Origin of the sequence: Flavobacterium aquatile LMG 4008 = ATCC 11947 (assembly GCF_000757385.1) — a bacterium.
GTDB lineage: Bacteria > Bacteroidota > Bacteroidia > Flavobacteriales > Flavobacteriaceae > Flavobacterium > Flavobacterium aquatile.
Genome location: NZ_JRHH01000003.1, coordinates 751,410 through 776,940 on the forward strand (window position 1 = coordinate 751,410; position 25,531 = coordinate 776,940).

Genomic DNA, 25,531 nt, shown 5'->3' on the forward strand with positions numbered 1-25,531 from the left:
TTCTTGTTTCTAATTTCTAATTTCTCAATGGTTTCCCTTTAGTTAACATAAATTGGATACGCTCCAATGTTTTTCTTTCGGTACACAAACTCAAGAATGCTTCTCTTTCAATATCCAATAAATATTGTTCGCTCACTAAAGTTGGTTCTGATAAATCTCCTCCAGCCATTACATAAGCCAGTTTGTTTGCAATTTTCAAATCGTGTTCTGAAATGTATTTTCCGGCAACCATTTGGTTTGTTCCGACTAAAAACATTCCTAATGCTTGTTTCCCTAAAACTTTTACGTCTTTTCTCTGGATAGGTTGCGTGTAACCAGCTTCTGCCATTAACAAAGCGTGTTTTTTGGCTTCTGCAATTTGTCTGTCTTTATTGACAACAACAATATCTTTTCCTTTTTGTAAAAGTCCGGTATCAAAAGCTTCATAAGCTGATGTTGATACTTTTGCCATGGCGATGGTCATGAAATATTCTTGTAAAACATTCAATTCAACGTCATTTTTGTGGAATAAATCTGAGGCACGTAAAGTCAATTCTTTTGAACCACCGCCACCAGGAATTACACCAACTCCAAATTCTACCAATCCCATATACGTTTCTGCTGTGGCAACTACTTTATCGGCGTGCAGACTCATTTCGCATCCGCCACCAAAAGTCATTCCGTGTGGCGCAACTACTACTGGAATTCCAGAGTAACGAACGCGCATCATCGTGTCTTGAAACATTTTGATTGCCATGTTCAATTCGTCGTATTCTTGCTCGACTGCCATCATGAAAATCATTCCAATGTTTGCTCCAACAGAGAAATTGGCTGCTTGATTTCCGATAACCAATCCTTGGTATTCTTTTTCTGATAAATCGATTGCTTTGTTGATGGCTGCTAATACATCGCCACCAATGGTATTCATTTTCGATTGGAATTCTAAGTTCAATATTCCGTCACCTAAATCCTGAATTATGGCACCCGAATTACTCCAAACTTTTTTAGTTTCACGGATGTTATTTAAGATGATGAAACTATCTTGTCCAGGGACTTTTGCCTGCGATTTATTTGGAATATTATAGAAATACGTTGCACCTTCTTTTACAGCATAAAAACTTGTTGTTCCAGAGGCTAACATTTCGGTAACCCAAGCTGCTGGCTCGTAACCTTCAGCTTTCATTAACTCAATTCCTTTTTCAACACCGATGGCATCCCAAATCTCGAATGGACCATTTTCCCATCCGAAACCAGCTTTCATAGCATCGTCAATTTTGTATAATTCGTCTGATATTTCTGGAATTCTATTCGAAACATAGGCAAACATTGAGGAGAACGATTTTCTGTAGAATTCGCCTGCTTTGTCTTTTCCTTTTACTAAAACTTTGAATCTATTGATTGGTTTATCAATGGTTTTAGTCAATTCTAATGTTGCAAAATTTGCTTTTTTTGCCGCTCTATATTCTAAAGTATCTAAATCTAATGTTAGGATTTCTTTTCCTTCTTTTTTGTAAAAACCTTGTCCTGTTTTACTTCCCAACCATTTGTTTTCCATCATTTTGTTGATGAATGTTGGAAGTTTGAATAATTCGTGTGCTTCGTCATTCGGGCAGTTTTCGTAAATTCCGTTGGCAACATGAACTAGTGTGTCCAATCCAACAACGTCAACTGTTCTGAAAGTAGCCGATTTTGGTCGACCAATAACTGGACCAGTTAATTTATCTACTTCTTCAATGGTTAAACCCATTTCGGTAACCAAGTGAAACAAGCTCTGAATTCCGAAAATACCGATTCTATTTCCGATAAATGCTGGAGTATCTTTGGCTACAACTGATGTTTTCCCTAAGAATTGTGATCCATAATTAGTCAAGAAATCCAATACCTCAGGAGAAGTTTGTGGACCTGGAATGATTTCGAATAATTTTAAATAACGTGCTGGATTAAAAAAATGCGTTCCGCAGAAGTGTTTCTGAAAATCTTCGCTTCGTCCTTCACTCATAAACTTTATAGGAATTCCAGAAGTATTTGAGGTTACTAAAGTTCCAGGTTTTCTGTATTTTTCGATTTGTTCAAAAACCAATTTCTTGATATCTAAACGTTCTACAACCACTTCGATAATCCAATCGTAGTTGGCAATTTTAGCCATATCATCAGTTGTATTTCCGGTTGTGATTCGGCTAGCAAATTTCTGATTGTAAATAGGCGATGGGCTACTTTTTAAAGCATTCGCTAAATGTTCGTTCACTAATCGGTTACGAACGACCTTACTTTCTAATGTTAGTCCTTTCTTTTCTTCGATTTCTGTTAAAGCATTTGGAACAATATCCAAAAGCAATACTTCCAATCCGATGTTTGCAAAATGACACGCAATTCCTGAACCCATGATTCCGGATCCAACTACTGCCACTTTCTTGATTAATCTTTTCATGTGTTGTTTATTGTTTTTTGAAGCAAGAGCCAAGATGCAAGAGCCAAGACTCTTCTATGCAAACAGCTTTCTTTCTTCTTGTTTCTTTCCTCTATTTTCTAAAATATCTTCTTCTCCGCAATCAAATCGTTAATAATATCTGCTACTTCAATGAAGTTTTTCATTTTTTCTTCTGATATGTTTTTGCGAATGGTTTCATTAAATTGTAACACTGTTTCTTTAGATTGTGCTCGCATTTGTCTCCCAAAATCTGTCAGGTAAATTAATACGCCGCGACCATCATCCGGATTTTTCTTTCGTATTATTAATCCTTTTTCTTCTAATGTTTTTAGTGTTCGTGTTAGGGAAGTTGCTTCCATTCCCATTCGTGAACTAATAGCCGTTGAAGGTGTTCCTTCTTCTTTATCAATACTGAGTAATGCAAAACCAATTGCCATCGAACCATCAAATTTGGAAGCTTCTTCGTTGTACATTCTCGAAACGGCTTGCCAAGTGGCTCTCAATATATAGTCTATTGTTTTTTCTTTCATATTTATAACGACGCTTTGCTATAACGTTTTAGTTCGGAATTTCAAAGATACTAAAAATTTATTATGCACGCATACTATTTTGAAGTTTTTTTTGCTTCAAATTTGTAAAATCTGCAAAAAGTATTGATTTTATTTGGATTCAGGTTTGTTTGAAAAACTGTAAAATTCCTATTATTTAACGAAAAAAACGATAATTATGAGATTATCATTTCGTTATTTATTGATGAAATATCGTTGAAATGATGCATCAGATTGTGATTTTGAACCACTAATAAAGAATAATGGTTCTTGTAGTATATGTAAATCGATAGTTTAAAAACCTAATCTTGAAATAATATAATTAGCTTCTTAAAATTTTATCCATCGATTTACCTTTGGCCAATTCATCAACTAATTTATCCAGGTAGCGAATCTTTTGCATTAATGGATTTTCAATTTCTTCTACGCGGTAGCCACAGATTACACCAGTAATTTTAGATACATTTGGATTGAGTTGTGGTGCTTTTTTAAAAAAGGTATTAAAGTCGGTTTTGTCGTCAAGAAGTAGTTGAAACGTATCTTCGTTGTAGCCTGTTAACCAAAAAATAATTTCATGTAATTCGGCTTTGGTGCGTCCTTTTCTCTCCACTTTATTGATGTAATGCGGATAAACACTTGCGAATGATGTAGTAAATATTCTATGATTTTCCATGGTTAGGTGATGAAAATTTATTTATGAAAATACAAATTTGATTCACAAAATTAACTATATTTTTCAATACTCATTTCTAAAATCTTTTTTATTCTATTACGCAAACGTTCGGGTTTTATTACTTCTAATCCGTTTCCGAAACCTAGTAGTAATCGCTCTAGTTCGTAGTTTTCTATTAAAAGTAAATGAATTATTATGCTTCCATCATCATTGGTTTTTATTAGTCTTTGTGAGTTGTGAAGCGGTTTCGTCACAACATAGGGCGCGTTGATGGCATCTATCCACAGTTCGATTTTTCGGGTATTTAATCCTGTATTTACGGTTACTCCTACAACATTTTTATAGAATTTCTCGGCATCAAAATCTGCTTCAATATAAGGCGTTTGAAAATCATAATCTATTGCAATAATTCGGTCTAACGCCAAATTGCTAATAGGTGCTTTAGGACGTTTTTTACCAACCAAAAACCAACGATTATTGAATTCTTTCAAAATAAAAGGATAAAACAAAAACGTATTTTCATCTCGAGAAGTAAACGATTTGTAAGTAATTTTTAAAACAACCTTTTTGATAATGGCTTGATATAATTCGTCCAAGAAATGCAATCCTTTTAAGTTTTCATTTTTATCTAAATGAATTACAGGTTGTGTATGTGATTTCTCGGCGTAAATTTTGTCTTCCAATCGCTGTAAAATATCGGAAACATCATTAAATAAAGAGAAATCTTTGAATTGTTTTAACATGGAAACTGTTTCTGTTAATACATTTATATCAGTTTCAGTTAATGGAATATCGGTAATAGTAAATTCTTCATCTTCATATTTATAATACTTTTTATCATAAACTACAATTGGCGCATTGTAACCTAATTTTTCACTTCGCATTAATTGAATGTCCAATTGAATCGTGCGCTTGCTCACCGGATTTTCCTTTCCTTCATATTCATACAAGGCTTCGCTTACGGCTTCTATTAATTCTTCCAATGTCCAAGTTCGGTAGCGATTTTGCAAACACTTATCTATGGTTTTGTATCGGATTAACGCATTTTTATTTTGAGCCATTTTTGAAATTGTAAGACAAAGTTCCACCAAGTTCTCACAAAGTTTCGCTAAGATTAGAGATGTTTTTTTGAATTTAAAATCAAATTTAAAGTTTATTTTTTACTACGCAAAATAATTGCGCACTAGTTTTTGAATATTTGAAAAATAAAAAATAAGACATGATACTAATTTTGAAATCAGACAATCAATACTTTTTAGATGTATTGTATAAAAATCCGAATACGGATAACGGATTGTATTTGAAAGAATTAAAAGATGGCGTTGTAATTGGCAATGCAGTTTCTTCTAATGAATATCACTGCGTTTTCTTTGATTCAAAACACAGTTTCATGCCAGAAGATGGAAGTCAGATTGATTTTCAAAGTCATTGCAGTCCTTTATTGGCCTTGAATATGGGAACCGAATTTTTCAATCATTTGTATAAAGAAAAAGAGATTTTGGCTTCTACAGAAATTTCATGGTTAGGAAAAACTTATGATGAAATTGATACACATCCAGCAACAGTTGAGATTCCTACTTTTTTTATTGATTCGGGTTGGTTTAAGAATGATAGCTATTTGTTGTCAAAATATATTGATGGCATTACATTAACTCCTAAAATTGGCAATAATTATAGTTTGAAAACTGAGGGAAGCACCATTCGTGAGGCGATTCAAAAAGTTTCTATTGTAGCGATGTTTTCTCATTTTACTAATAGATATGCCATTTACACTTACATTGATGATTCTTTTATTCAGAAATACATCACCATGTTTTGTAATATTTCGGGTGTTCCGTACTTCGCTTTTTATCTTTTTATCAAAAGAGTTATGCGTTCTCCTGTTCAATTTGAAAAATTCAAACCTCAATTGGAGGCCTATTTTAATAACACTATTCAGTTTGTTTTTACTGATACGCATCAGTCTCGAAAACAATTTATCTGTGAAAGAATCCATTCTGATGAACCTGTTTTAGATTTTGGTTGTGGCGAATTGCAGTATTATAAAAGTGTTATGAAGAAAGGTTTCTCAAATGAGTATTTTGCTTATGATGAAGTTGATTTTAGTTCGGAAGTTTTAAAAATAGCGGAACAATTTAAAGCAGATAATTTAAACTGGGTTGCCAACAAACAGGAGATCATTGGTTTTGAAGGACAAATTATTTTAAGTGAAGTTATAGAACACAATCCGTTAGTAGAAGCCAAAGAATTAATGATTTGGTTAAGAGATAACACTAATTTTTCTAAGTTGTACATCACTACGCCAGACAAGGATTTTAATACCAATTATGAAATGATAAATGAGTTTAGACATGATGACCATGATTTTGAATTGTCTAATTCGGAGTTTGTAACCTTAATTAATGAAATCTTTCCCAACAATAAAGATTTTTTTGGAATTGGTGATTGTGTAAATGGAGTTTATCCAACAAGTGCAGTAATAATTTATAATAAGTAAGAAGATGTTAGATACTAAAATTAGAAATAGAATTGACTGGTTTTGTAAAAGTCAGATTAATGATTTTGCTCCAACCATTTCGCCAGCACCAAAAAATGTTCAAAATAATGAGATAGAAAGTATATCAGAAGCTGTCGACTATTATTTAGATAAAGGCGTTACTCGATTGGTTGTTCAAAAAAAATACATGGGTTCGTATTGCTCTATTTATTTGAAAAGACATTTGCACGAAAGCTATTTTGTTTCCAGAAATGGTTACAAGATTGAACACATCGATTTGGAATTGGCTTTGGAAAGCATCAAGGGATTGCATGAAAAAATGATTGCGCTTTATCCCGATTTTGACACCATGATAATTGCATCCGAATTGTTACCATGGAAAGTGCTTGGTACTAGCTTGATTGACAAAGAATTTATAGGATATTATGATGCTTTGGAGACTCAAAATGAATATTTGAAATCTAGTAATTTGTTAGAAAAAATCAAAACAGTTCAAGGTTCAGAAAGTTTTCAAGAGTACGTTTCCGATAAGAAAAATTTAACCAATAAAGAGTTTAGAAACAAACATAAATCGCATATTATCCGTCAGTATGAAGCATTGCAAAAGTTGGGATTACCGGATGTGAATCAGCAAAAGCAATCGTTGGACGTTTTTAAAAAGCAAATTGATATTTTTGGAAAAGAAGAACCGGTGCATTTTAAACCATTTACCATTTTAAAAATTGTTTTGAATTCAGGTAAAGAAGTGCTTCCGAATAGTAATTTAACTTATGAAATGGTTAATGATGATGCCTTTTTAAAGTTGGATTTTACTGCAGATAATAAACAAGAAAACATCAATCAAATTTATGATTTCTTTCAAACATTGACTGCTGATAATGAAGAAGGCATCATGATTAAACCTGCTGAAAGCTATATCAAAGGTTTGCCACCTTGTTTCAAAATTAGAAACAACAATTATTTGACCATGATTTACGGAGTTAATTTTGATTCCAATTTTGAGCATTACATCGATAAACGAAACGTTAAAAAGAAAATGGAGCAATCTATAAATGGTTGGGAAATCAATCAGCAGATGCTTGAAATTCCTTACAAAGATTTGAACGAGGAGAATTATTTGATGCGATTGTTACTTTTGAAACGAATCAATAATGAAGAAATAGAAAAAACATTAGATCCAAGACTGTAAAAAAAATAGGAAATGAAAAAAACACCAACACTAACGTTATTGATAGGTTGTCCAGCTTCTGGAAAAAGCACTTATGCCGAATGGATGGTTAAAACAACACCAAAAACCATGCGAATTAGCAGAGATGAAATTCGTTTTGCACAATTTCAAGATGTTATGGATGCAGCAACCGAAAGTATGATAACCAAAATCATTAACGCCCAAATAAAAGCCTTGTTAAGTAATGGTTGGAATGTAATTTTAGACAATTGTCACACTAAGTTGGAGTACATTAAGCAACCCATTACGGCGTTCAATGAAATGGCTACTATCGAATTTAAATTGTTCGATTTGCCTCTTAACGAACTTTACACTCGAAACGAAAATCGAACTCGAAAAGTTCCTAAAAAAGTCATTGAAAACATGTACAACCAATTACAAAAGGTAAAGCAGGAGTTCGATTTTAAAGCTGTTAAAAAAGTAACTAAAAACATTGAATATGTACAACAAAATACGGAATTACCTAAAGCCATCATCTGTGATTTAGACGGAACATTAGCATTGATGAACGGAAGAAACCCATTTGACGCCAGTAAATGCAACGAAGATTTGTTGAACGAACCGGTTGCTAATGTTTTAAAAAACTATAAAAAGTTGGGCTACCAAGTGCTTTTGGTTTCAGGAAGAGAAGAGAAATTTAAAGCGCCAACCTTGAAATTTTTAGAAAACCATGGTATTGAATTTGACGATTTAATCATGCGAAAAACCAGCGATAGCAGAAAAGATGCCATCATTAAAACGGAGATTTACCATGCGTTCATCAAAGACAAGTATTTCGTAGAATTTGTTTTAGACGATAGAAATCAGGTGGTTGATACCTGGCGAAACGACTTAAAATTACCTTGTTTTCAAGTGTACTATGGTGATTTTTAGTTTTACTACTACTTGTTGGAGCTAGTAAGAATTACAAACAAGATTACAAACAATAAAATCCAAAAGATGCAGGTTCAAATCCTCCTGCGCAACAAAGTAAGTCGCATAGTTTAAATTGGGAAAACGATTGGATTTTAAAATTAATTAAAAAAAATATGAATAAATATATAGATATAGGAATCAACCTAACGAATAGGCAGTTCGATAATGATGCTGATGACATTATACAAAATGGAATCGATGCCGATGTAGTACAAATGATACTCACAGGCACGAGCGTAAAAAACAGTCAAGAATCGGCTAAGATTGCCGCGCACTATCCAGGCGTTTTATATGCCACAGCAGGAATTCATCCGCACGATGCTAAGAGTTTTGACGGACAAAGTATAGCTCAACTGAAAGCACTTTTGCAATTGAAAGAAGTAGTTTCGGTAGGTGAGTGCGGACTCGATTTTGACCGAGATTTCTCTCCACGAGACGTTCAAGAACGCTGTTATAAAGCCCAACTCGAATTGGCAATTGAAGTGCAAAAACCGCTTTTTCTTCATGAAAGAGCGGCTTTTAACCGTTTTATAGCTGTAACAAATGAGTATTTGCCCCAATTACCCAAAGCCGTAGTGCATTGTTTTACAGGTAGTATGGCAGAAGCCAAAACCTATTTAGATAATGGTTTTTATTTGGGATTTACTGGCGCGATAAGTGATAGCAACCGATTTGAGCATTTAAAAGAAGTACTTCAATATGTTCCGCTAAATCGAATACTGATTGAAACTGATGCTCCTTTTATGCTGCCTAAAAACGTACCAAAAAATCAATTGACAAAATACCATGAACGACGCAACGAACCTGCTTTTTTACCTTATGTAGCCGGAACTATTGCGCAGTTTAAAGGTGTTGGTTTAGACGTTATCGCAAGACATAGTACTGAAAATGCTAAAGGTTTTTTTGGGATATGAATCAATAAAAGTGACGATAGGGTGAAATAGAGGTTTGCTTTTTCATAGGTTCTCGATACAATTTTCTGTTTCAAAAACTGTCATTTTTAAAACAGAAAATCACTCGAAGTGACGGTAGTGTGAATTAGGAGATTGGTTTATAAAATTGTATCGAGAACCTCGTTAAAGAAATAATTCCTTATTTTTGGTTATGCAACAATCTTACGTATATATCTTAAAATGCGCCGATGACTCTTATTATACAGGAGTTACAAGTAATCTTCAACAAAGGATGTTTCAACATGATACTGCATTTTATCCTGATTGCTATACTGCTACAAAAAGACCTTTGGAATTGGTTTTCTATGCTGAATTTACCGATATTAATTTAGCTTTTGAGAAGGAAAAGCAAATTAAGAAATGGTCTAGACTAAAAAAAGAAGCTTTAATAAATGGTAATTATGATGCTTTGACTAATTTGGCTAAGAAAAATTTTAGTAAATAGTTTTTCATAGGTTCTCGATACAATTTTCTGTTTCAAAAACTGTCGTTTTTAAAACAGAAAATCACTCGAAGTGACGGTAGTGTGAATTAGGAGATTGGTTTTCAATACACTAAACGTCAGTTCGAGTGATTTTATGAACCGAAAATGCTAATTTTTGGTTTGTAAAATTTTATCGAGAACGTTTTGAAAACATAAGCTTCTCGATATAGTTTTACGGAAATAAGCCAATTTTAGTCTACTTAAACAACGGTTTTGTTCGGGGTTTGTTTGTTCTTTGTTCGCAAAATGTTTTATTTTTTGCAAATCGATAGCATTTTTGTATACTTTTAGGGTACCACAACTACGACGATACTATGAAGTAAATGTGACGTAACTATGGAGTAAGACCGATGCAAGACTGAATTTGGAGGAGACAAAAAGCAATTATACAACACAATTACTATGGCAAGAGTAACAGTAGAAGGAAAATTTCCGAAGCGGATTGATGATTTTGTGCTTTATAAGTTAAATGATCAAGTTATTATGCGAGCGGTTAGCGGATTTACCTCGGCTGCAATGAAGGCATCGCCTAAATACGAATTGAGTAGGCAGAATGCGTCTGAGTTTGGCAGGGTTTCGGCTACTTGTAAGCAACTTCGATTGGCTTTGCAAACCGTTTTACCCAAGAAAAACAATCTTGCTGTAGTGAATTCTCTAACTAAAAAAATGCGTCAAGTATTGGTTTTTGATGATTTAGCGGCTCGCGGTGAACGCACTTTGGCTCGTGCAATAGCTACTGAAAAAGGACGCCAACAATTGAATGGGTATCATTTTAATCCCGATGGTGCGATTGCTTTAGACTTTGTTTTGCAAAATGGCATCGTGGAAACGAGCACTTCCAAGCTTACCTTTCCAGATGATGCCAATAGTGTCTGTTTTAGTATGGTTGCGTTAGCGTTTGATTTTGATACAAAAGCCAGTAGTTTTCTAGAGAGCGAAAAGCAGTTTTTTAATAAGGCTACTTTGCCTAATAGTGTTGCCTTAGTTGTACCTAATCTTGAAACTTGTGCAGGTGTTTTGTTTACTATTTTGGTGGTGCGCTATTATGTGCAAAGCGATGATGGTTATGTTCCCACAGATGATGATACCACTACTGTTGTTGTAATTCTAGATTGAGTAGTTTTTGCAGCTAGAAAATTGGAGTGCTAGTGGTACTCTTAGAGGCATTAAAATCACGTAGTTTTACGTGTAGTGGTTAAAGAATTTATTTGTTAAATTTGAAATTATATAGATGAAAGATAAAATACTAGAAAAGTTACAACAAATAGAACGTGAAAAAGGAGTTGAAATCCTTTATGCGGTAGAATCGGGTAGTCGTGCTTGGGGATTTGCTTCTCCAGACAGTGACTATGATGTACGTTTTATCTACAAACACGATATGAATTATTACCTTTCACTTTGGGAGCAAACCGATGTTATTGAGTTCATGACCGAAGACGATTTGGACGGTTCGGGTTGGGATTTACGGAAAACCGTAAGATTGCTAGCCAAAAGCAATGCACCTTTGCTGGAGTGGTTGTTTTCGCCTGTGGTGTATTTTGAAAATGAGGCTTTTGTAACCCAAATGCGACGTTTGGCACAAGATTGTTTTTCGCCAGTTGCGTGTTTGCACCATTATTTGGGAACGACCAAGAATTTCATGGACGTATGCCAAGCCGAAGAAGTAAAGCTCAAAAGTTATTTCTACGCCTTGCGCACCGCATTAGCTGGAAAATGGATCATTGAAAACAACAGTTTTCCACCAGTAGATTTTATGGAATTGTTGCCTATTGCGCCACAAAACATACAAGAAAAAGTAAAAGAATTAATGACTATAAAAGCCAACCAAGACGAAAAATACTTGCACCCAAAAGAGGTTTTGATTACCGATTTCTTGATGGAAACTGTGAAGTTTAATCAGGAGAATGCTGTTGGTTTGGGCAGTGGGAAGAAGATGAGTGTTGAGTTGGATGGTGTTTTTATGGGATTTATAAAATAAAAAGTTAAACTGAATGACTAGAAAAATTAACGAGATTGATTGGGCAAAGCTACTTAAAGTTAATAGAGATATTTTTTTTAATTTATTTAGTTTAAATGAGGAAGTAGCAGTTTCAAATGAAGTAAAAATAAAATTTTATAGTTTAAAATATAGTGATAAAGGTTCTGATGATTTAACTTTTATAAATCATCTCTATGAAGCAGCTGTAAATTATGTCTTTGATGAAAAAGATATTAAAGAGCTTATTGAGGATGGATATGAACCTACAGATAAAGCATTAAGTTATTTTGGAGATATTGACCCTCTAACAGATGGAAGATATGGGGAATTAATTTTATATTTATTTATTGAAGCTGTTTTACAAACACCGATGATAGTCCATAAAATTTCTCAAACATATAATAATAATGACCAAGTAAAAGGTTCTGATGGACTTTTTATTGGAAATATAAATGGTCAAGCTACTTTGTTATTGGGTGAATCAAAAATGAGAAATAATTTCCATGTATGTGTTGGAGATGCATTAGAGTCTCTCAAAAGATATATAAATAATCCCGAATCAATAGATAGAGAGTTGGAAGTTGCAAAAAAGCATTTAAGTCAAGATCTAAAAAATCTTGATGAAAATGATTTAGATTTAATTTATCAGAGTCTTAGGACAAAGCAAATTGAATTTCAACAATACAATATTTGCTATCCTGCTTTTTTAATGTATAAAGAAGCTAAAATTAAAAACATATTGGCTACAACTAAACCAGAAATTGAAAGTCAAGTTCTCGAATTTTTAAGGTCAATTAAAGTTAGAAGATCAAAATATATTAATGAATCTTTGCCTGAAATTACTAATATTACATTAGAATTTTTTATGATGCCCGTTGTAGATGTAAGTTCTTTCAGAGAAAATTGTTACAAGGTTTTTCATAATGGAAGGAAATATGAAAGAAAAGAAGAATGAGTAACCAAACTATTGAATCTGCCAAAAATCATCCTGTTTTCAATCAAGTTTTGAATGCATTGATAACTAATAGATTTTATTCTGAGTTACAGATTGAAAAAGTTAAAGTTAAAATTGAAAAAGATATGCTTGACAAATCAATATGGTTAGCAAGTATTATTTCTACAAGTATAGAAGAAGAAGATAAATATTTAAGTTCTGTATTTGGAATTGTTCTTTTTCTTGAATATGATTCTCAAGAATACAGAAAAACTGCTTACATAATTTTATCTAGGTCAGGAAATTTAATTGCCTCGAGATTTTTTAAGGAATTGATGACATTTAATTCAATTACAGGAAATCTTTTGTTTAATAGAAGTTTCGGGACAATAATGGATTTTGAATTAGGTTCAAAAATTGCATTAAACGAAATAGAAAGTGGAAACGGTAAAATTTTAGGTTCCGATTATCAAAAACATTTGTGGAATGTTTTAACAAAAACAAGTCACAACACTGCAATATCAGCACCTACTTCAGCAGGAAAATCATTCATCATTCAAAACTATATTAGACAAACTTTTTTAAATAAGGATTCGTTTTATGTAGTATATATTGTGCCAACTAGAGCTTTAATTTCTCAAGTATCTGAAGATTTTAAGAAAATATTAGGTAATGATGTTAGCATAAATACAGCTTTTATTGAAAACGAAAATGAGGAGAAAGGACAATTTACAAATAAAGAGATATTTATTTTAACACCAGAAAGAACTTTAAAATTAATGCAGTATTCTTATGAGAATGAATTCTCACCTGATTTAATCTTTATTGATGAAGTGCAAAATGTTGAAGATGATGGAAACAGAGGGTTTTTAATGGAGTATTTAGTTAATGAAATAGAAACTAATTGGGTAAAATCGAGAAAAGTAATTGCAGGTCCATTTTTAAATAATCCAGATGCATTATTAAAGCTAATGTTTAAAGAAGTTAGTGAAAATCTTAAAACAATGTTCTCTCCTGTATTTCAATTAAAAATTAGTCTAAAACCAAGTGAAAATAGCAATTCAGTATTAGCTAAAATTTTTTTTCGTGAAAATTTAATAAATACGATTGAAGTTCCAATTGATTTTGATTATGGAAAGGATATTCTAAAAAATAAACTTAGAACAACGGTTAAAATATTATTACGATTTGGAGATAAAAGTAAAAATATTATTTATTTACCTAAAACTAATTATGTTGAAGATTTTTCAAATTATTTAACTGAAGCAAAAAATGCAAATGATAAAAATTATGAATTAAGTAATGAAATAAATGAGTTAATTGATTTAATAAAAGAAGAGATACATCCAAGTTATTATTTAATAGATACATTAAAGATTAAATCCGCATTCCATCACGGTAAATTACCTGAAATAATTAGAGGAGAATTAGAATTTCTTTTTGCGAACGGCTTTCTAGACAATATTATTTGTACTTCAACATTAGTAGAAGGAGTAAATTTACCAGCAGAGAAAGTTTTTATTCCTTATCCTAAAAAGGATACTGAAAATCTTAGTAAATTTGAGTTTGGAAATATCGTTGGCCGTGCAGGAAGGATTAGAGATGCACTAACAGGAACTATTATCTGTTTAGAGAAAGCTGATGAGGAGTGGGCTGAAGATTTTTTTCAAAGTGAGCCAGATAAAGAAATTCTTCCTGCTATAAATAAAATATTACAATTTCCTATTGATGATATAGTAAATGCATTAAATCAACCAATTGATAAGAGCAGAAAAAAAATTGAGTTTGCTGTTATATTCTTAAAATTAAAATTCCTTGAAGGAGATCAGGTCCTTATAGATTATTTAAAAAACAAGGAAGTTAAAAATGAAGATATTCAAACAATTACGAAAAATATTTCCTCAAGGCTAACAGGTATCGAATTACCAAAAGAATTATTAAAATTAAATCCAAGTATAGATCCTGAACTTCAAAATGAACTTTATTTAAGAATAAAAAACGAAGGTATTGAAAATTGGGTTTTTCACAAAAATGATAACTTTAATGCAAGATGGACAAAAGAGATTTTATCAAAAAAGTCACACGTTGACAGTAATTTTTATGGGCAACTTAGAAATATATTATTTAAACTTGACGAAATATTTGATTTCAATAAAGAAACATTTTTTAAGCATAGAGTATCAAGATCATTATCACAAATGGTATTATATGCAATTCTTTGGTTAGATAATAAAAGCTTTAAAGATTTAATAAATAGAGAGATAAATTTCAATTCTGATGTACGAGGAATTATTGATAAAGAAAACAAAGAAGATATTAATAAAACTATTAATGAAGTAATAAAAGTTTATTCATCAATTATAAGCTATGTTTTGGTAAAATATACGAAACTATTATCTGATATATTAAAACATATGCTTAATGAAGAAGAGTTAGAAAAGCATAAAAATAGTATTTCTTTGCCAACAATGTTAGAATTAGGAACAAGTAATACTTTAGTTTTATTATTGATATCCAAAGGTATTTCTAGGTCAATTGCAATTAAAATATATAAATTAATTCCAGAGGAAGAAGTAGAAAATCCAATAAATTGGTTATCAAAACAAAAAGAATTAAATATTAAAAATATTTATAATAAGTATTTAAAAAGAAAAGGTTTTTTGCTTAAAGATGAAGAGTAATAATGATAATATTTAAATGATATAATGACCATCCAACACCTAAAATCCCAAAACCTAATCCTCTTCGAAGTCATTTCGGGCAGTAAGTCGTTTGGGTTAAACACACCAACATCGGATACTGATATTAAAGGCGTTTATTATTTGCCTAAAGAGCAGTTTTATGGTTTGCATTATATTCCTCAAATTAGTAATGAAACTAATGATGAGGTGTATTATGAACTAGGTCGTTTTGTAGAATTGTTATTAAAGAATAATCCCAATATTTTAGAGATTTTGGCATCGCCAGACGATTGTATTTTGTACCAACATCCGTTGATGGAGCGTTTGAAGTTGGACGATTTCTTGTCTAAATTGTGTAAAGATAGTTTTGCCGGTTATGCCATGACGCAAATTAAAAAAGCGCGTGGTTTGAAGAAAAAAATCGTCAATCCGATGGAGCAAGAAAAGAAAAGTCTGTTAGATTTTTGTTATGTGTTGCAAGGTTATGATTCGGTTTCACTTTCCTCGTGGTTGGATGCTCTAGGTTTGGTTCAAGAGCGTTGTGGTTTAATCAATATGCCAAATTCTAAAGGAATGTATGCGCTGTTTTATGACGAATCGGCAACTTTAGGGTATCGTGGTATTGTAAAAAACGAATTATCGAATGAGGTTTCGTTATCGTCCATTCCGAAAGGCGAGAAGGAAGTCGGGTATTTGTCTTGCAATCAAGATGGGTATTCTAAATACTGCAAGGAATATAAAGAATACTTGGAATGGATGGAAAAGCGCAATGAAGAACGCTACAACACCAACCAAGAACACGGCAAGAACTACGATAGTAAAAACATGATGCACACCATAAGGTTGTTGCAAACGGCAGAGCAAATTTTGTCTAAAGGCACTTTGAACGTAAGAGTTTCCAATAGGGAAGAGTTACTGTCTATAAAAGCTGGTGCGATGGAGTATGATGATTTGCTTGAAATGGCTGATGATTTGATTGCTTCTATAGAGAAATTTTACCATACAAGTATTTTGCCAGAAAGTCCCGATGTTGAAAAGGCAGTTGGGATTTTGGTTGGGATTCGAGAGGAGTTGTATAATTAGTTTTTCATGGGTTCTCGATATAATTTTAGCAAAACAGCTGGTCGCAGTTTTCCTAAAACCACTCGAAGTGACGGTAGTGTGGGTTAGGAGTTTTGGTTTTCATGGGTTCTCGATATAATTTTAGCAAAACAGCTGGTCGCAGTTTTCCTAAAACCACTCGAAGTGACGGTAGTGTGGGTTAGGAGTTTTGGTTTTCATGGGTTCTCGATACAATTTTGCTCCATTGCATTGCACAAAATCACTCGAAGTGACGGTAGTGTGGGTTAGGAGATTGTTTTTCAAGACACTAAACGTCAGTTCGAGTGATTTTCTAAAATAAAAATGCTAATTTTTGTTTTATAAAATTGTATCGAGAACGTTTAGAAAAATAGTTTTATAAAAAAACGTCCCACACAAAGTAGGACGTTTTTTAAATTTTAGGACAACTGCTCATTAATTGTTGTCGACCAGCGCTGAATTAAATCTAATTCGTTGACCAAAACTATGTTTTTATCTCTTTCATAGAATGACAAATAGACTGTGGGTTTACTTTTATCAGTAAAGTCCAATTGCAAGCCAAGTCCTGTAATTGAATTAGAATTATCTTGCTTTTTAATAACTGAACACGTGATAATGCTCTTCAAATTAATTACTTCATACGAGTTTTCCTCTTCGGATTGAGTAGAGAAATAAAGCATTTTGTTGGTTTTGTCGAGACCAATTCCGTAGTGGTTCCAAAACTCGTTTTTATAAATAGCGCCGTTCATTTTTTGGACACTATGAGTTAGAATTTTTAATTTATTCTTTCGTTTTGTTGCTTTCTTTTTAGTTATTACTAAAAAAGGCACAATGCAAATTAGTAATAAGATGATGCCTATAATTGTGGTTTCTGAATCCATTTTTTTATTTTTATTAGTGAATGATATAAACGATTGCTTCACAATTGAAAAGTTGTTTCCAATTGCAAAAACGGTGAAGTACCGCAGTAAAAGTGTTACATCAAATTACCAATGATAATGAAATGGAAAAAGTATTTTAGATTGTTCTAACCTAAATAAACTGTTTTTTGAATGAAGTGTGAATTGCCAATAGGCAACTTGAAAGATGCTCTCAATGGCTTTACTATGAGCAGCAAAAACAGCGTTAGAAAAGGTCTTGAAAGACGAACTTACGTTGTTCTTAGCAATTGCAAAAGTATTCGTGGTTCGTGTAGAAAAGTAAAAATCCGAGGCATCTACAGACGAAACTTTCTCGGGTGCATTTTGTTCGTTAGAATAAATAAATGTAGTTGCAGTTGCTTTACTGTTGCTACTTAATAAAAAGTAAAACACTAAAGAGAATAAAGAAACTAACGTTATTTGCACTATTTTTTTCACTTTGCAAAGGTACAACTATATTTTTAATTGTTTTTTTTCTAATTATTTAGTTCTTGTCATGCTATAATAAAATATTGGTAATAATACGATAATCTATAATTTTGATTTAATAAAGTATTTAAATTACCCAAAAGGAGCAATTTTAATTTCACCAAATTTCCAATTAGTAGCAAATCCAACTAAAATCCAAGTCAAAAACAAAAGTTCTAATCCAATTAATACAAAGAACAAGAAGATTCTAGATGTAATTTCAAATTTAGAATAATCAGCGCTAAAAGCATTAAAATATCCAAAACAAATATAGAATAAGATGATAGCAATTATCAACAGACTCACAGCAAGACCAATATGATGAATTGGCTTGAACCAAAAAAGGATGTTTGAAAAAGTTGATATTAATAGAATACTCAATAGTATCATCCCAGCAATTATAGCATGTTCACTGAGATTTAATTTTTTTCTTTTGAATAAAATAAAGCTATTTATGGCAGCGAATGGAACGAAAAGGAAAATTATAATTTTGTTTTTTTGAGCAAATACTTCATCAATTCTTTTACTGGCTTCATTTACATATTCTTTAGTTTGTACAATGGAATCATCTGAAGTATTGAGTGAGTTCCCAATGTGACGTGTAAATAACATTAAACCAATGGTTATAAGAATTAAATAGAATACATTGTAGAATGGTTTTCTTTTTCCGACGATGTAATCAAGAGCTGCTTTTCCTGGGCGAGTTAGTGCTTGTTTGGCTGTAAAGAGAATACCTTTGTCAAGATGGAATGTCCCGTGAAGCACATCATGAAAAATAAAATTTTTAAAGGTAATTCGATGCGTGTCTGCTTTTTGTCCGCAGCCAGAACAAAATGCATCGGTGAGTGCTTTTCCGCAATTGAGACAGTTGGTGTTTGTCATTTATTTGTACAAAGTTTTGAGGTTTAAAAGGGATTACCAGTTGTTACAATCACAATCCTAACAAATATATTAAAATTATTGAATTAAATGTATATAAAAAACTACACCATAGTTGATGTAGTTTATTTTTATTTTGTGAAAAAATTGTAGTTTACGATATAATATTGCAATATACTACTCCGCTAAAATACTAAATATTTTATTACAAAAACCACATAAAACCACCTGTTTTTCAGAGGTATAAAAGCAAGATTTTCGCAAAAAAAAACCACAAGCGCAACACTTGTGGTTTTTTGTAAAAGGTAAAGTTGGTTTAAATATTAAATCCTCCAGAAACTTCAAGACGTTGGGCGTTAACCCATTTAGAGTCGTCGCTACATAAGAACGCTACTACCGAGCCAATATCGTCTGGTAATCCTACTCTTCCCAAAGCGGTGTTAGATGCAATCATGTTATTCAAATCTTGGTTATCTCTAACGGCGCCACCACCAAAATCGGTTTCAATTGCACCTGGAGCAACGGTATTTACTCTAATTTTTCTCGCACCCAATTCTAACGCTTGGTAACGACTTAACGATTCGATTGCCGCTTTCATAATGGCATACGCAGCATATCCGTTAAAACTAAAACGTGTCAATCCAGAAGAAATATTTACAATGCTTGCGCCATCTTGTAACAACGGTAATAACTTTTGGGTTAAAAAGAAAGCACCTTTTAAGTGAATGTTCACCATACTATCGAATTGCTCCATCGTGGTTTCGGCAAACGAAGCATGAACTCCAACTCCAGCATTATTGACTAAAGCTGAAAGTTTGTCTGTATGAAATTCGTTTTTTAAAGTCGTAGCCAAGGTATTTCCAAATTGGTTAAACGAACTAGCATCAGCAACATCGAGTTGCAATGCGAACGCTTTTTTACCACTAGTGTTAATCTCGTTTACTACTTCTTGAGCTGCTTCGCTTTTGGTTTGGTAGGTAAGAATTACATCAAAACCTTTTTTTGCTAATTGCAACGCCATATCTTTTCCTAGTCCGCGACTTCCGCCTGTAACTAAGACAATTTTGTTTACTGTGTTTGTCATTTTATTTATGATTTAATTACAGTACAAAATTGGGAGAATTCTGTGAAATGATTGTTGCGAGAATCAAAGTGATATTTGCAAAAATCAAACAATTAGCTTTCTCTAAAATGCAACGGTGAAATAGCAGTTTGCTTTTTAAAGAAATTAGAGAAATGCGCCACTTCATCAAATCCGAGGCAATTGGCAATTTCCGAAATATTCCAATCGGTTTGTTTCAAAAGAATTTTGGCTTCTTGTGTAATACGACTTGCGATGATTTCGGTAGTGGTTTTTCCTGTAACTTCCTTCAAAACTTTATTCAAATGATTGACATGTATGCGTAGATTTTCGGCATATTCTTTAGCAGTACGAAGTTGCAATTCTTGATTAATAGATTCAATAGGAAACTGACGTTCGAGCAATTCTATAAAAAGTGATGAGATACGAGAAGTTGCATTATGGTTTTCTTTGGTGCCTTCAATAGGTTTGAGTTTTTGTCCAGTATGAATAAGTTCAGTAACATAATTCCGCAACAAGTCATATTTGAAAGCATAATCCGATTGGATTTCATTATTCATTTTCATGAAGATGTGTTCGATTTCGTTGTACTGTTCATCTGTTATTTGAAAAACAAAATCACTCTTGCTACTAAAGATAGGTAAGGTGTCAAGGTTTAATGCAGTTTTGGATTTATGCATAAAATCGGCAGTGAAAACACAAAAATAACCCGATTGATTTTCATTTTGTGGCGAATATCGGTACGGAATTCGTGGTGAAGCAAAGAGAATTCCTTTTTCTTTGATCTCAATTTGTTGATCGGCATAATCGACCAAATTGTGTCCGTTAATCAAACTGATTTTGTAATACGTCCTACGATTGTAAGGCATCACCAATTTACCTTTACAAGCACTATTCATTTCGGCAATATTGAAAATATTAAAGTGACCAATGTCGTTATTGTTTTGTTCGTTGAAGAGCAATTCGGTTAACGTACATTTATCTTTAAAAATATCTTTGTAAAACTCGTTGATAGAAATAGTGGTCATCTTGTAAAATTCAAATAGTTGGTAAAGATAGGATATTTTGATTTTAATTATGTATTTATAAAAGAACCACGAGTTTATGCTCGTGGTTTTGTTGTTTCCTAGTTTTTGAATTTATGCCATAGAATGAAATCCAATCGAATTTCCTTCGCTATCTAAAGCGATACCACAAAATCCGTGTTCGCCCAAAGACATCTTTTCTTGTAACACAGTTCCGCCAGCATTGGCAACACGTGAAAGTTCTACCGAACAATCATCACAACCAAAATAAACAAGCGTTCCGCCACTTCCTGGAGACATATCGGTCATTTTGCACAAAGCGCCACTAATGTTGTGGCCGCCTTCTACCCAAGGAAAACTAACCATTTCTAAATCTCCAAATGCACCTGGTGTTTGCATTGGAGTCATGGTAATGTTAAATACAGATTCATAAAATTTTTGGGCACGCGCCATATCGGACACATAAATTTCTACCCAAGCAAATGAATTTTTCATAATGTTTGTTTTTGGTTGTTATTCAGAAATAATAATTATTTTTTACTTTTTGCTTCAATTTCTGGAAGTTGTTTTTTGTATTCTTCTGCATTCCAAATAATATTCCAACGTTTTACATAGTCAGCCAACGGGCCAAGACCAACAGAAGCTCTTCTGGTGTCGACATTATCAGGATCTTCAAGTGGTAAAACATACTCGGTATTGGTATTGTTATCATAACCTATTTGGCTACCATAAATTTGTTTTTTTCCTTCTCCAAGGGCAACTCTATCTTCTAGCAAAGCAAGTGCACTACTGCTAGCATTGTTATTTTTTACAGCTTCTCGCATCATCGGAAGGTATTTTTGTTGCGTTTGTAAATCAGCATGTTGAATGACTAAAAACAGCGTTTGATTGGCTTGCCCACCAACTTTATCTGCTCCAACCCAACCGTATTTATCTAAAATATCGGTGACTTTACCTAAATTAATGCTGTCTTTGTGCATCATAACTTTACCCAAACTATCAACTATTTTGCTTTGGTTACCGTATTCTTTTTGAGCCTTTATAAATTCTTTTCTAATAGTTTGATCTTCTTCAAATAGCGCTAATAATCTGGCTTGCAAAGCCTTGTCGTAATTTGCTTCTCTTGCGTCAACTATTTTTTGCATATCGTTTACCAATATTTGCCATTTTTTATCATTGTGAAGGGATTTCAAATCGGTATCAGTTGTAAGATGATTAACATTAGACCAACCTCTATCTAAGGCAAGTTGTAACCATTGAAATGCTACTTTTTTATTTCCTAGAAGTGCTGCCGAACACGCTGCATTGTACAAATCCTCGGCACTTTTTTGTTCGATAGAAAAAGCTGCTGTATATTTCTCTACTGACTTTTTATATTCTTTATTCTTGTAAAGTGCATCTGCTTCGCCTACAAGCGTTTTGTAGTTTTGAGAGAAACTTAAGGTAAAAAGAAAGAGTAGGATAGTGGTTAATGTTGCTTTCATATTGATTTAATTACGCTTAGATATAGTTTTTTAATCATTCAAAGTCCAGATTAATGCTTTTTCTTTGGTCGCTCTATAAATAGTGTGGTGTTCTTCTTTTGGTTCGTTAGAATAATTAAAGATAATATTCTTGTTGTTTTCTGTTGTTAAAATTTTTACTAGGTTTTTAGTGTGTTTTGAAATATCTGAAGCATTGGAGCCAGCAAACCAAAGTCGTTTATTGCTTTGAGGGAATTTTGCCAAATGTTCTTTTGCAGTTCTCACTAAGTAGTGATTGTTCCACCAAAGCGATGGATCCATGGCGATGTAATAATCAAACATTTCAGGTTGCGTTAAGAACGTTTCCATAATAAAGAGTCCTGCAAGTGATTCACCAATAATTCCTTTAGTGTTTTTTGTTCGGTAATGTTTATTGATCTCAGTAAATAATTCGTCATTTATAAAAGCTCTAAATTTTGATGCACCACCAATTACAGGAGCAATTTTTTTGTCTTCTTCAACTTCTGTACTTCCAGATAAATCTCTTCTACGTACAGTATTTTCAATTCCAACAAGAATGAATGGTGGAATTTTATTTGTTTTAATTAATTCTGACATTGTGTTGGCAATATGTGGAAAATCTTCTGCAGTTCCGCCATCGGGCATGTACATTACAGGTAATGAATCATTGGTTTTAGAATAATTTTCTGGTGTCCAAACATTAATGATTCGTTTTTCATTCAATAAATTAGAATCAATAGTAAAGGTATCATGTATGGGAATTGGATCTTGTGATTGGGCTTGGTTGGTACAGCTATTAAAAATGAAACTTAATAATATAAAAAGGTGTATATTTCTCATTGTATTTATTTTATGTTTGATAAAGAGTAATTGCAAGTTAATAAAATTATTGTGTTTGCTGTAAATGATTTCAGAATATAAAAAAAACCACAAGCAATTACTCGTGGTTTTCAGGTAAAAAAGGTAGTTAGTATTATTTCATTTTATCAATTACAAGTCCGACAATCGCACCAACAATACCAGACATTACAATCATAATTATCATATCCAATCCAATTAATTTATAATCGGGCGTGGCGTTCATAGCATTCATAAAGAAATTTCCGTGAAGTCCGATAAAAAATCCAATAATGGCGCCGCCTTTTAATCCGGAAACGGCGGTAGAAATTCCAGCCCATTGATTGAAAATATACGAAACAAAAAATCCAAACGTCATGCATCCTAAGAAAATAAGTGTCATATTTTCTTTTCCACCAGTTGCAAAATTCTCTTTAAATAGAAAACCATAAAACAAAAATCCTAAGAGAAAATCGGCGATACCACCAACAATTCCTGCAACAATAAAGTTTTTTACATTCATAATTAATTAGTTTTTATTGGTTAATGAAATAAAAGTACTAAATATTAAGAATTGTTGAATATTTGGTCGAATAAATTGTTAACTATTTAAAGCTTTAATTGTTGATAATGTTATAGTTGCATAAAAAAAAGCACCGTTTTAAAGGTGCTTTTATTTTAAACAGTATCGTAAATTTTATGAAAAAGATTAATGTATTTTTCCATTACTACTTTTCGTTTTAACTTCATAGTTGGCGTTAAATGTCCAGCTGGAATCGTCCATAAGTCAGGAGTCAATTCAAACTTCTTAATTTTCTCCCAATTACCAAATTTTTCATTTAGTGTATCAACTTCTTGCTGAATTCGATCAATTACTTGTTGATTTGTAATTATTTCTTCGTTGGTAGTTCCAATGTTAATGTTATGAATTTTTGCCCATTCTTTTATAAAGTCAAAACTCGGTTGAATGAAAGCTGCAGGCATTTTTTGTCCGTCGCCAATAACCATAATTTGTTCAATAAAACGCGATTGCTTCATAGTATTTTCTAGCAATTGTGGTGCAATGTATTTTCCTCCAGAAGTTTTGAACATTTCCTTTTTTCTGTCGGTAATTTTTAGAAATCCATCTTTATCAACTTCGCCAATATCGCCTGTATGAAAATAACCACCAACGATAACTTCGTTGGTTAATTGTTCATCTTTGTAGTAGCCCATCATTACGTTTGGTCCTTTGCAAAGAATTTCGCCATCTGAAGCAATTTTAACTTCTACATTATCAATAATTCTTCCAGCAGTTCCAATTTTAAATCCTTTATTTCGTTGATCATTTACAGAGATCACAGGTGATGTTTCAGATAATCCGTAACCTTCCATAACTGGTATTTCTGCTGCTGCAAATATTCGTGCTAATCGTGGTTGCAATGCAGCACTTCCGTTTACAATCAAATCTAATTTTCCTCCTAAACCGGCTTTCCATTTGCTAAAAATCAGTTTTCTCGCTAATTTTAATTGCACTCCGTACCACCAACCATTGGCATTATCGGGTTCATATTTTAGTCCGAGTTCAACAGCCCAAAAGAATAACTTCTTTTTAATTCCAGTAAGTTCTGATCCTTTGGCTATGATTTTCTCGTACACTTTTTCAATAAGTCTTGGAACTCCGGTCATTACATTAGGTTGGACTTCTTTTACATTGTCTGAAATTTTCTCAATCGATTCTCCAAAATAAATAGAAACACCATAATATTGGTAAATGTAAGTTACCATTCGCTCATAAATATGGCAAATTGGTAAGAAACTTAACGCTCTACTTTTTCCAGCATCAAACGGAATTCTATTGGCAGAATCCAATACATTAGAAACAATATTGTTATGAGAAAGCATTACACCTTTGGGTTTTCCTGTAGTTCCAGAAGTGTAAATTATTGTGGCTAATTCTAGTGGCTTTACATTGTTTTTACGATCTTCAACAACATCTTGGTTGCTTGTGTCGCTTCCTAATTCTAATAATTCTTTCCAGTTTTTACAACCATCAATTTCATTAAAGGAATAAACTTCCTTTAATTTAGGAACATTGTTTTTAATTGCATTTAATTTCTTCAGCACTTCATCATCAGAAACAAAACAATACATAGCTTCAGAATGGTTGAGAATGTACTCATAATCGGTTTCAGAAATTGTTGGATAAATTGGCACAGTTTGAGCACCAGTTTGTAAAGTTCCAATATCCATTATGTGCCATTCGGTTCTATTATTTGACGAAATTATAGCAATTTTATCATTTTTTTGAATGCCTAAACGCAGTAAAGCTCGCGAAATAGTATTGGCCTTATCTACGTATTCTTGAGTGGAAGTTTTTACCCAAACACCATTGTGTTTTGTGACTAAAGCATCGGGAATATTATATTTTTCTAGTTGATGATAAGGAAAATCAAATAGACGTGTTATTGAAGCCATTG

Annotated in this window: 24 protein-coding genes; 10 read left to right on the plus strand and 14 right to left on the minus strand. The window is 32.7% G+C overall.

Annotated elements, in window-relative coordinates:
• Positions 1–16 precede the first annotated feature (16 nt).
• The 4 genes from LG45_RS09440 to LG45_RS09455 form a co-directional block, all read right to left on the minus strand.
• On the minus strand, positions 17–2,407 hold the full coding sequence (locus tag LG45_RS09440; protein WP_035126770.1) for a 3-hydroxyacyl-CoA dehydrogenase/enoyl-CoA hydratase family protein: 2,391 nt from the start codon (positions 2,405–2,407) through the stop codon (positions 17–19).
• A gap of 98 nt (positions 2,408–2,505) precedes the next feature.
• Positions 2,506–2,937 (minus strand): MarR family winged helix-turn-helix transcriptional regulator, encoded by a 432-nt coding sequence (locus LG45_RS09445; RefSeq protein ID WP_035126487.1) that lies wholly within the window; start codon positions 2,935–2,937, stop codon positions 2,506–2,508.
• Positions 2,938–3,277: 340 nt separating this feature from the next.
• Positions 3,278–3,628 (minus strand): DUF2200 domain-containing protein, encoded by a 351-nt coding sequence (locus LG45_RS09450; RefSeq protein WP_035126489.1) that lies wholly within the window; start codon positions 3,626–3,628, stop codon positions 3,278–3,280.
• 50 nt (positions 3,629–3,678) lie between these two features.
• Positions 3,679–4,689 (minus strand): helix-turn-helix transcriptional regulator, encoded by a 1,011-nt coding sequence (locus LG45_RS09455; protein ID WP_035126491.1) that lies wholly within the window; start codon positions 4,687–4,689, stop codon positions 3,679–3,681.
• Between the two features lie 158 nt (positions 4,690–4,847).
• Here LG45_RS09455 and LG45_RS09460 point away from each other — a divergent pair, with 158 nt between their 5' ends.
• From LG45_RS09460 to LG45_RS09505, 10 genes are all read left to right on the plus strand, one after another.
• Entirely contained in the window at positions 4,848–6,125 is a 1,278-nt protein-coding gene (locus LG45_RS09460) for a class I SAM-dependent methyltransferase (RefSeq protein ID WP_035126493.1), read from the plus strand.
• 4 nt (positions 6,126–6,129) lie between these two features.
• Positions 6,130–7,314, plus strand: coding sequence for a hypothetical protein (locus tag LG45_RS09465; protein ID WP_035126495.1), 1,185 nt, complete (start codon positions 6,130–6,132; stop codon positions 7,312–7,314).
• 12 nt (positions 7,315–7,326) lie between these two features.
• Positions 7,327–8,226, plus strand: a complete 900-nt coding sequence (locus tag LG45_RS09470) for a phosphatase domain-containing protein (protein ID WP_035126497.1) — start codon at positions 7,327–7,329, stop codon at positions 8,224–8,226.
• A gap of 155 nt (positions 8,227–8,381) precedes the next feature.
• Complete coding sequence (locus tag LG45_RS09475; RefSeq protein WP_035126499.1) at positions 8,382–9,182, plus strand: TatD family hydrolase; 801 nt, start codon at positions 8,382–8,384, stop codon at positions 9,180–9,182.
• Positions 9,183–9,372: 190 nt separating this feature from the next.
• Entirely contained in the window at positions 9,373–9,666 is a 294-nt protein-coding gene (locus LG45_RS09480) for a GIY-YIG nuclease family protein (protein ID WP_035126501.1), read from the plus strand.
• A 441-nt stretch (positions 9,667–10,107) separates the two neighbouring features.
• Complete coding sequence (locus tag LG45_RS09485) at positions 10,108–10,821, plus strand: hypothetical protein (protein WP_035126503.1); 714 nt, start codon at positions 10,108–10,110, stop codon at positions 10,819–10,821.
• A 115-nt stretch (positions 10,822–10,936) separates the two neighbouring features.
• Positions 10,937–11,683 carry a nucleotidyltransferase domain-containing protein gene (locus tag LG45_RS09490; RefSeq protein WP_035126506.1) on the plus strand — a complete coding sequence of 249 codons (747 nt, stop codon included), beginning with the start codon at positions 10,937–10,939 and terminating at the stop codon, positions 11,681–11,683.
• A gap of 13 nt (positions 11,684–11,696) precedes the next feature.
• Positions 11,697–12,638, plus strand: coding sequence for a HamA C-terminal domain-containing protein (locus LG45_RS16105; protein ID WP_052087543.1), 942 nt, complete (start codon positions 11,697–11,699; stop codon positions 12,636–12,638).
• Entirely contained in the window at positions 12,635–15,298 is a 2,664-nt protein-coding gene (locus LG45_RS09500) for a DEAD/DEAH box helicase (RefSeq protein WP_035126507.1), read from the plus strand. Before LG45_RS16105 ends, LG45_RS09500 begins: the two co-directional genes overlap by 4 nt.
• Positions 15,299–15,322: 24 nt before the next feature.
• Entirely contained in the window at positions 15,323–16,381 is a 1,059-nt protein-coding gene (locus LG45_RS09505; RefSeq protein ID WP_035126509.1) for a nucleotidyltransferase domain-containing protein, read from the plus strand.
• A 416-nt stretch (positions 16,382–16,797) separates the two neighbouring features.
• Here the strand turns inward: LG45_RS09505 and LG45_RS09510 are convergent, their stop codons facing one another.
• From LG45_RS09510 to LG45_RS09555, 10 genes are all read right to left on the minus strand, one after another.
• Entirely contained in the window at positions 16,798–17,259 is a 462-nt protein-coding gene (locus LG45_RS09510; RefSeq protein WP_131494652.1) for a hypothetical protein, read from the minus strand.
• A gap of 105 nt (positions 17,260–17,364) precedes the next feature.
• Entirely contained in the window at positions 17,365–17,736 is a 372-nt protein-coding gene (locus LG45_RS09515) for a hypothetical protein (protein WP_035126513.1), read from the minus strand.
• 123 nt (positions 17,737–17,859) lie between these two features.
• Positions 17,860–18,648: a DUF3667 domain-containing protein gene (locus LG45_RS09520; RefSeq protein ID WP_035126514.1), complete on the minus strand. Its 789-nt coding sequence runs from the start codon at positions 18,646–18,648 to the stop codon at positions 17,860–17,862.
• Positions 18,649–18,961: 313 nt separating this feature from the next.
• A complete protein-coding gene (locus tag LG45_RS09525; protein WP_035126516.1) occupies positions 18,962–19,729 on the minus strand; it encodes an SDR family NAD(P)-dependent oxidoreductase in 768 nt (255 codons plus the stop codon).
• 92 nt (positions 19,730–19,821) lie between these two features.
• A complete protein-coding gene (locus tag LG45_RS09530; protein WP_035126518.1) occupies positions 19,822–20,754 on the minus strand; it encodes a helix-turn-helix domain-containing protein in 933 nt (310 codons plus the stop codon).
• A 111-nt stretch (positions 20,755–20,865) separates the two neighbouring features.
• Positions 20,866–21,246 carry a VOC family protein gene (locus LG45_RS09535; protein ID WP_035126519.1) on the minus strand — a complete coding sequence of 127 codons (381 nt, stop codon included), beginning with the start codon at positions 21,244–21,246 and terminating at the stop codon, positions 20,866–20,868.
• 35 nt (positions 21,247–21,281) lie between these two features.
• Positions 21,282–22,235, minus strand: coding sequence for a DUF6624 domain-containing protein (locus LG45_RS09540; RefSeq protein ID WP_035126521.1), 954 nt, complete (start codon positions 22,233–22,235; stop codon positions 21,282–21,284).
• Between the two features lie 30 nt (positions 22,236–22,265).
• Complete coding sequence (locus tag LG45_RS09545; protein WP_035126523.1) at positions 22,266–23,075, minus strand: alpha/beta hydrolase; 810 nt, start codon at positions 23,073–23,075, stop codon at positions 22,266–22,268.
• A gap of 133 nt (positions 23,076–23,208) precedes the next feature.
• Positions 23,209–23,595 carry a hypothetical protein gene (locus tag LG45_RS09550; protein ID WP_035126524.1) on the minus strand — a complete coding sequence of 129 codons (387 nt, stop codon included), beginning with the start codon at positions 23,593–23,595 and terminating at the stop codon, positions 23,209–23,211.
• A 155-nt stretch (positions 23,596–23,750) separates the two neighbouring features.
• Positions 23,751–25,529 (minus strand): AMP-dependent synthetase/ligase, encoded by a 1,779-nt coding sequence (locus tag LG45_RS09555; protein WP_035126526.1) that lies wholly within the window; start codon positions 25,527–25,529, stop codon positions 23,751–23,753.
• Positions 25,530–25,531: the final 2 nt, after the last annotated feature.

Bases quoted from the DNA above. Each gene is read 5' to 3' on its own strand.
- LG45_RS09540 (WP_035126521.1), bottom strand. From the start codon at position 22,235: ATGAAAGCAACATTAACCACTATCCTACTCTTTCTTTTTACCTTAAGT.
- LG45_RS09440 (WP_035126770.1), bottom strand. From the start codon at position 2,407: ATGAAAAGATTAATCAAGAAAGTGGCAGTAGTTGGATCCGGAATCATG.
- LG45_RS09450 (WP_035126489.1), bottom strand. From the start codon at position 3,628: ATGGAAAATCATAGAATATTTACTACATCATTCGCAAGTGTTTATCCG.
- LG45_RS09535 (WP_035126519.1), bottom strand. From the start codon at position 21,246: ATGAAAAATTCATTTGCTTGGGTAGAAATTTATGTGTCCGATATGGCG.
- LG45_RS09475 (WP_035126499.1), top strand. From the start codon at position 8,382: ATGAATAAATATATAGATATAGGAATCAACCTAACGAATAGGCAGTTC.
- LG45_RS09510 (WP_131494652.1), bottom strand. From the start codon at position 17,259: ATGGATTCAGAAACCACAATTATAGGCATCATCTTATTACTAATTTGC.
- LG45_RS09445 (WP_035126487.1), bottom strand. From the start codon at position 2,937: ATGAAAGAAAAAACAATAGACTATATATTGAGAGCCACTTGGCAAGCC.
- LG45_RS09500 (WP_035126507.1), top strand. From the start codon at position 12,635: ATGAGTAACCAAACTATTGAATCTGCCAAAAATCATCCTGTTTTCAAT.
- LG45_RS09505 (WP_035126509.1), top strand. From the start codon at position 15,323: ATGACCATCCAACACCTAAAATCCCAAAACCTAATCCTCTTCGAAGTC.
- LG45_RS09555 (WP_035126526.1), bottom strand. From the start codon at position 25,529: ATGGCTTCAATAACACGTCTATTTGATTTTCCTTATCATCAACTAGAA.
- LG45_RS09480 (WP_035126501.1), top strand. From the start codon at position 9,373: ATGCAACAATCTTACGTATATATCTTAAAATGCGCCGATGACTCTTAT.
- LG45_RS09550 (WP_035126524.1), bottom strand. From the start codon at position 23,595: ATGAATGTAAAAAACTTTATTGTTGCAGGAATTGTTGGTGGTATCGCC.
- LG45_RS16105 (WP_052087543.1), top strand. From the start codon at position 11,697: ATGACTAGAAAAATTAACGAGATTGATTGGGCAAAGCTACTTAAAGTT.
- LG45_RS09520 (WP_035126514.1), bottom strand. From the start codon at position 18,648: ATGACAAACACCAACTGTCTCAATTGCGGAAAAGCACTCACCGATGCA.
- LG45_RS09485 (WP_035126503.1), top strand. From the start codon at position 10,108: ATGGCAAGAGTAACAGTAGAAGGAAAATTTCCGAAGCGGATTGATGAT.
- LG45_RS09545 (WP_035126523.1), bottom strand. From the start codon at position 23,075: ATGAGAAATATACACCTTTTTATATTATTAAGTTTCATTTTTAATAGC.
- LG45_RS09460 (WP_035126493.1), top strand. From the start codon at position 4,848: ATGATACTAATTTTGAAATCAGACAATCAATACTTTTTAGATGTATTG.
- LG45_RS09470 (WP_035126497.1), top strand. From the start codon at position 7,327: ATGAAAAAAACACCAACACTAACGTTATTGATAGGTTGTCCAGCTTCT.
- LG45_RS09455 (WP_035126491.1), bottom strand. From the start codon at position 4,689: ATGGCTCAAAATAAAAATGCGTTAATCCGATACAAAACCATAGATAAG.
- LG45_RS09530 (WP_035126518.1), bottom strand. From the start codon at position 20,754: ATGACCACTATTTCTATCAACGAGTTTTACAAAGATATTTTTAAAGAT.
- LG45_RS09490 (WP_035126506.1), top strand. From the start codon at position 10,937: ATGAAAGATAAAATACTAGAAAAGTTACAACAAATAGAACGTGAAAAA.
- LG45_RS09465 (WP_035126495.1), top strand. From the start codon at position 6,130: ATGTTAGATACTAAAATTAGAAATAGAATTGACTGGTTTTGTAAAAGT.
- LG45_RS09525 (WP_035126516.1), bottom strand. From the start codon at position 19,729: ATGACAAACACAGTAAACAAAATTGTCTTAGTTACAGGCGGAAGTCGC.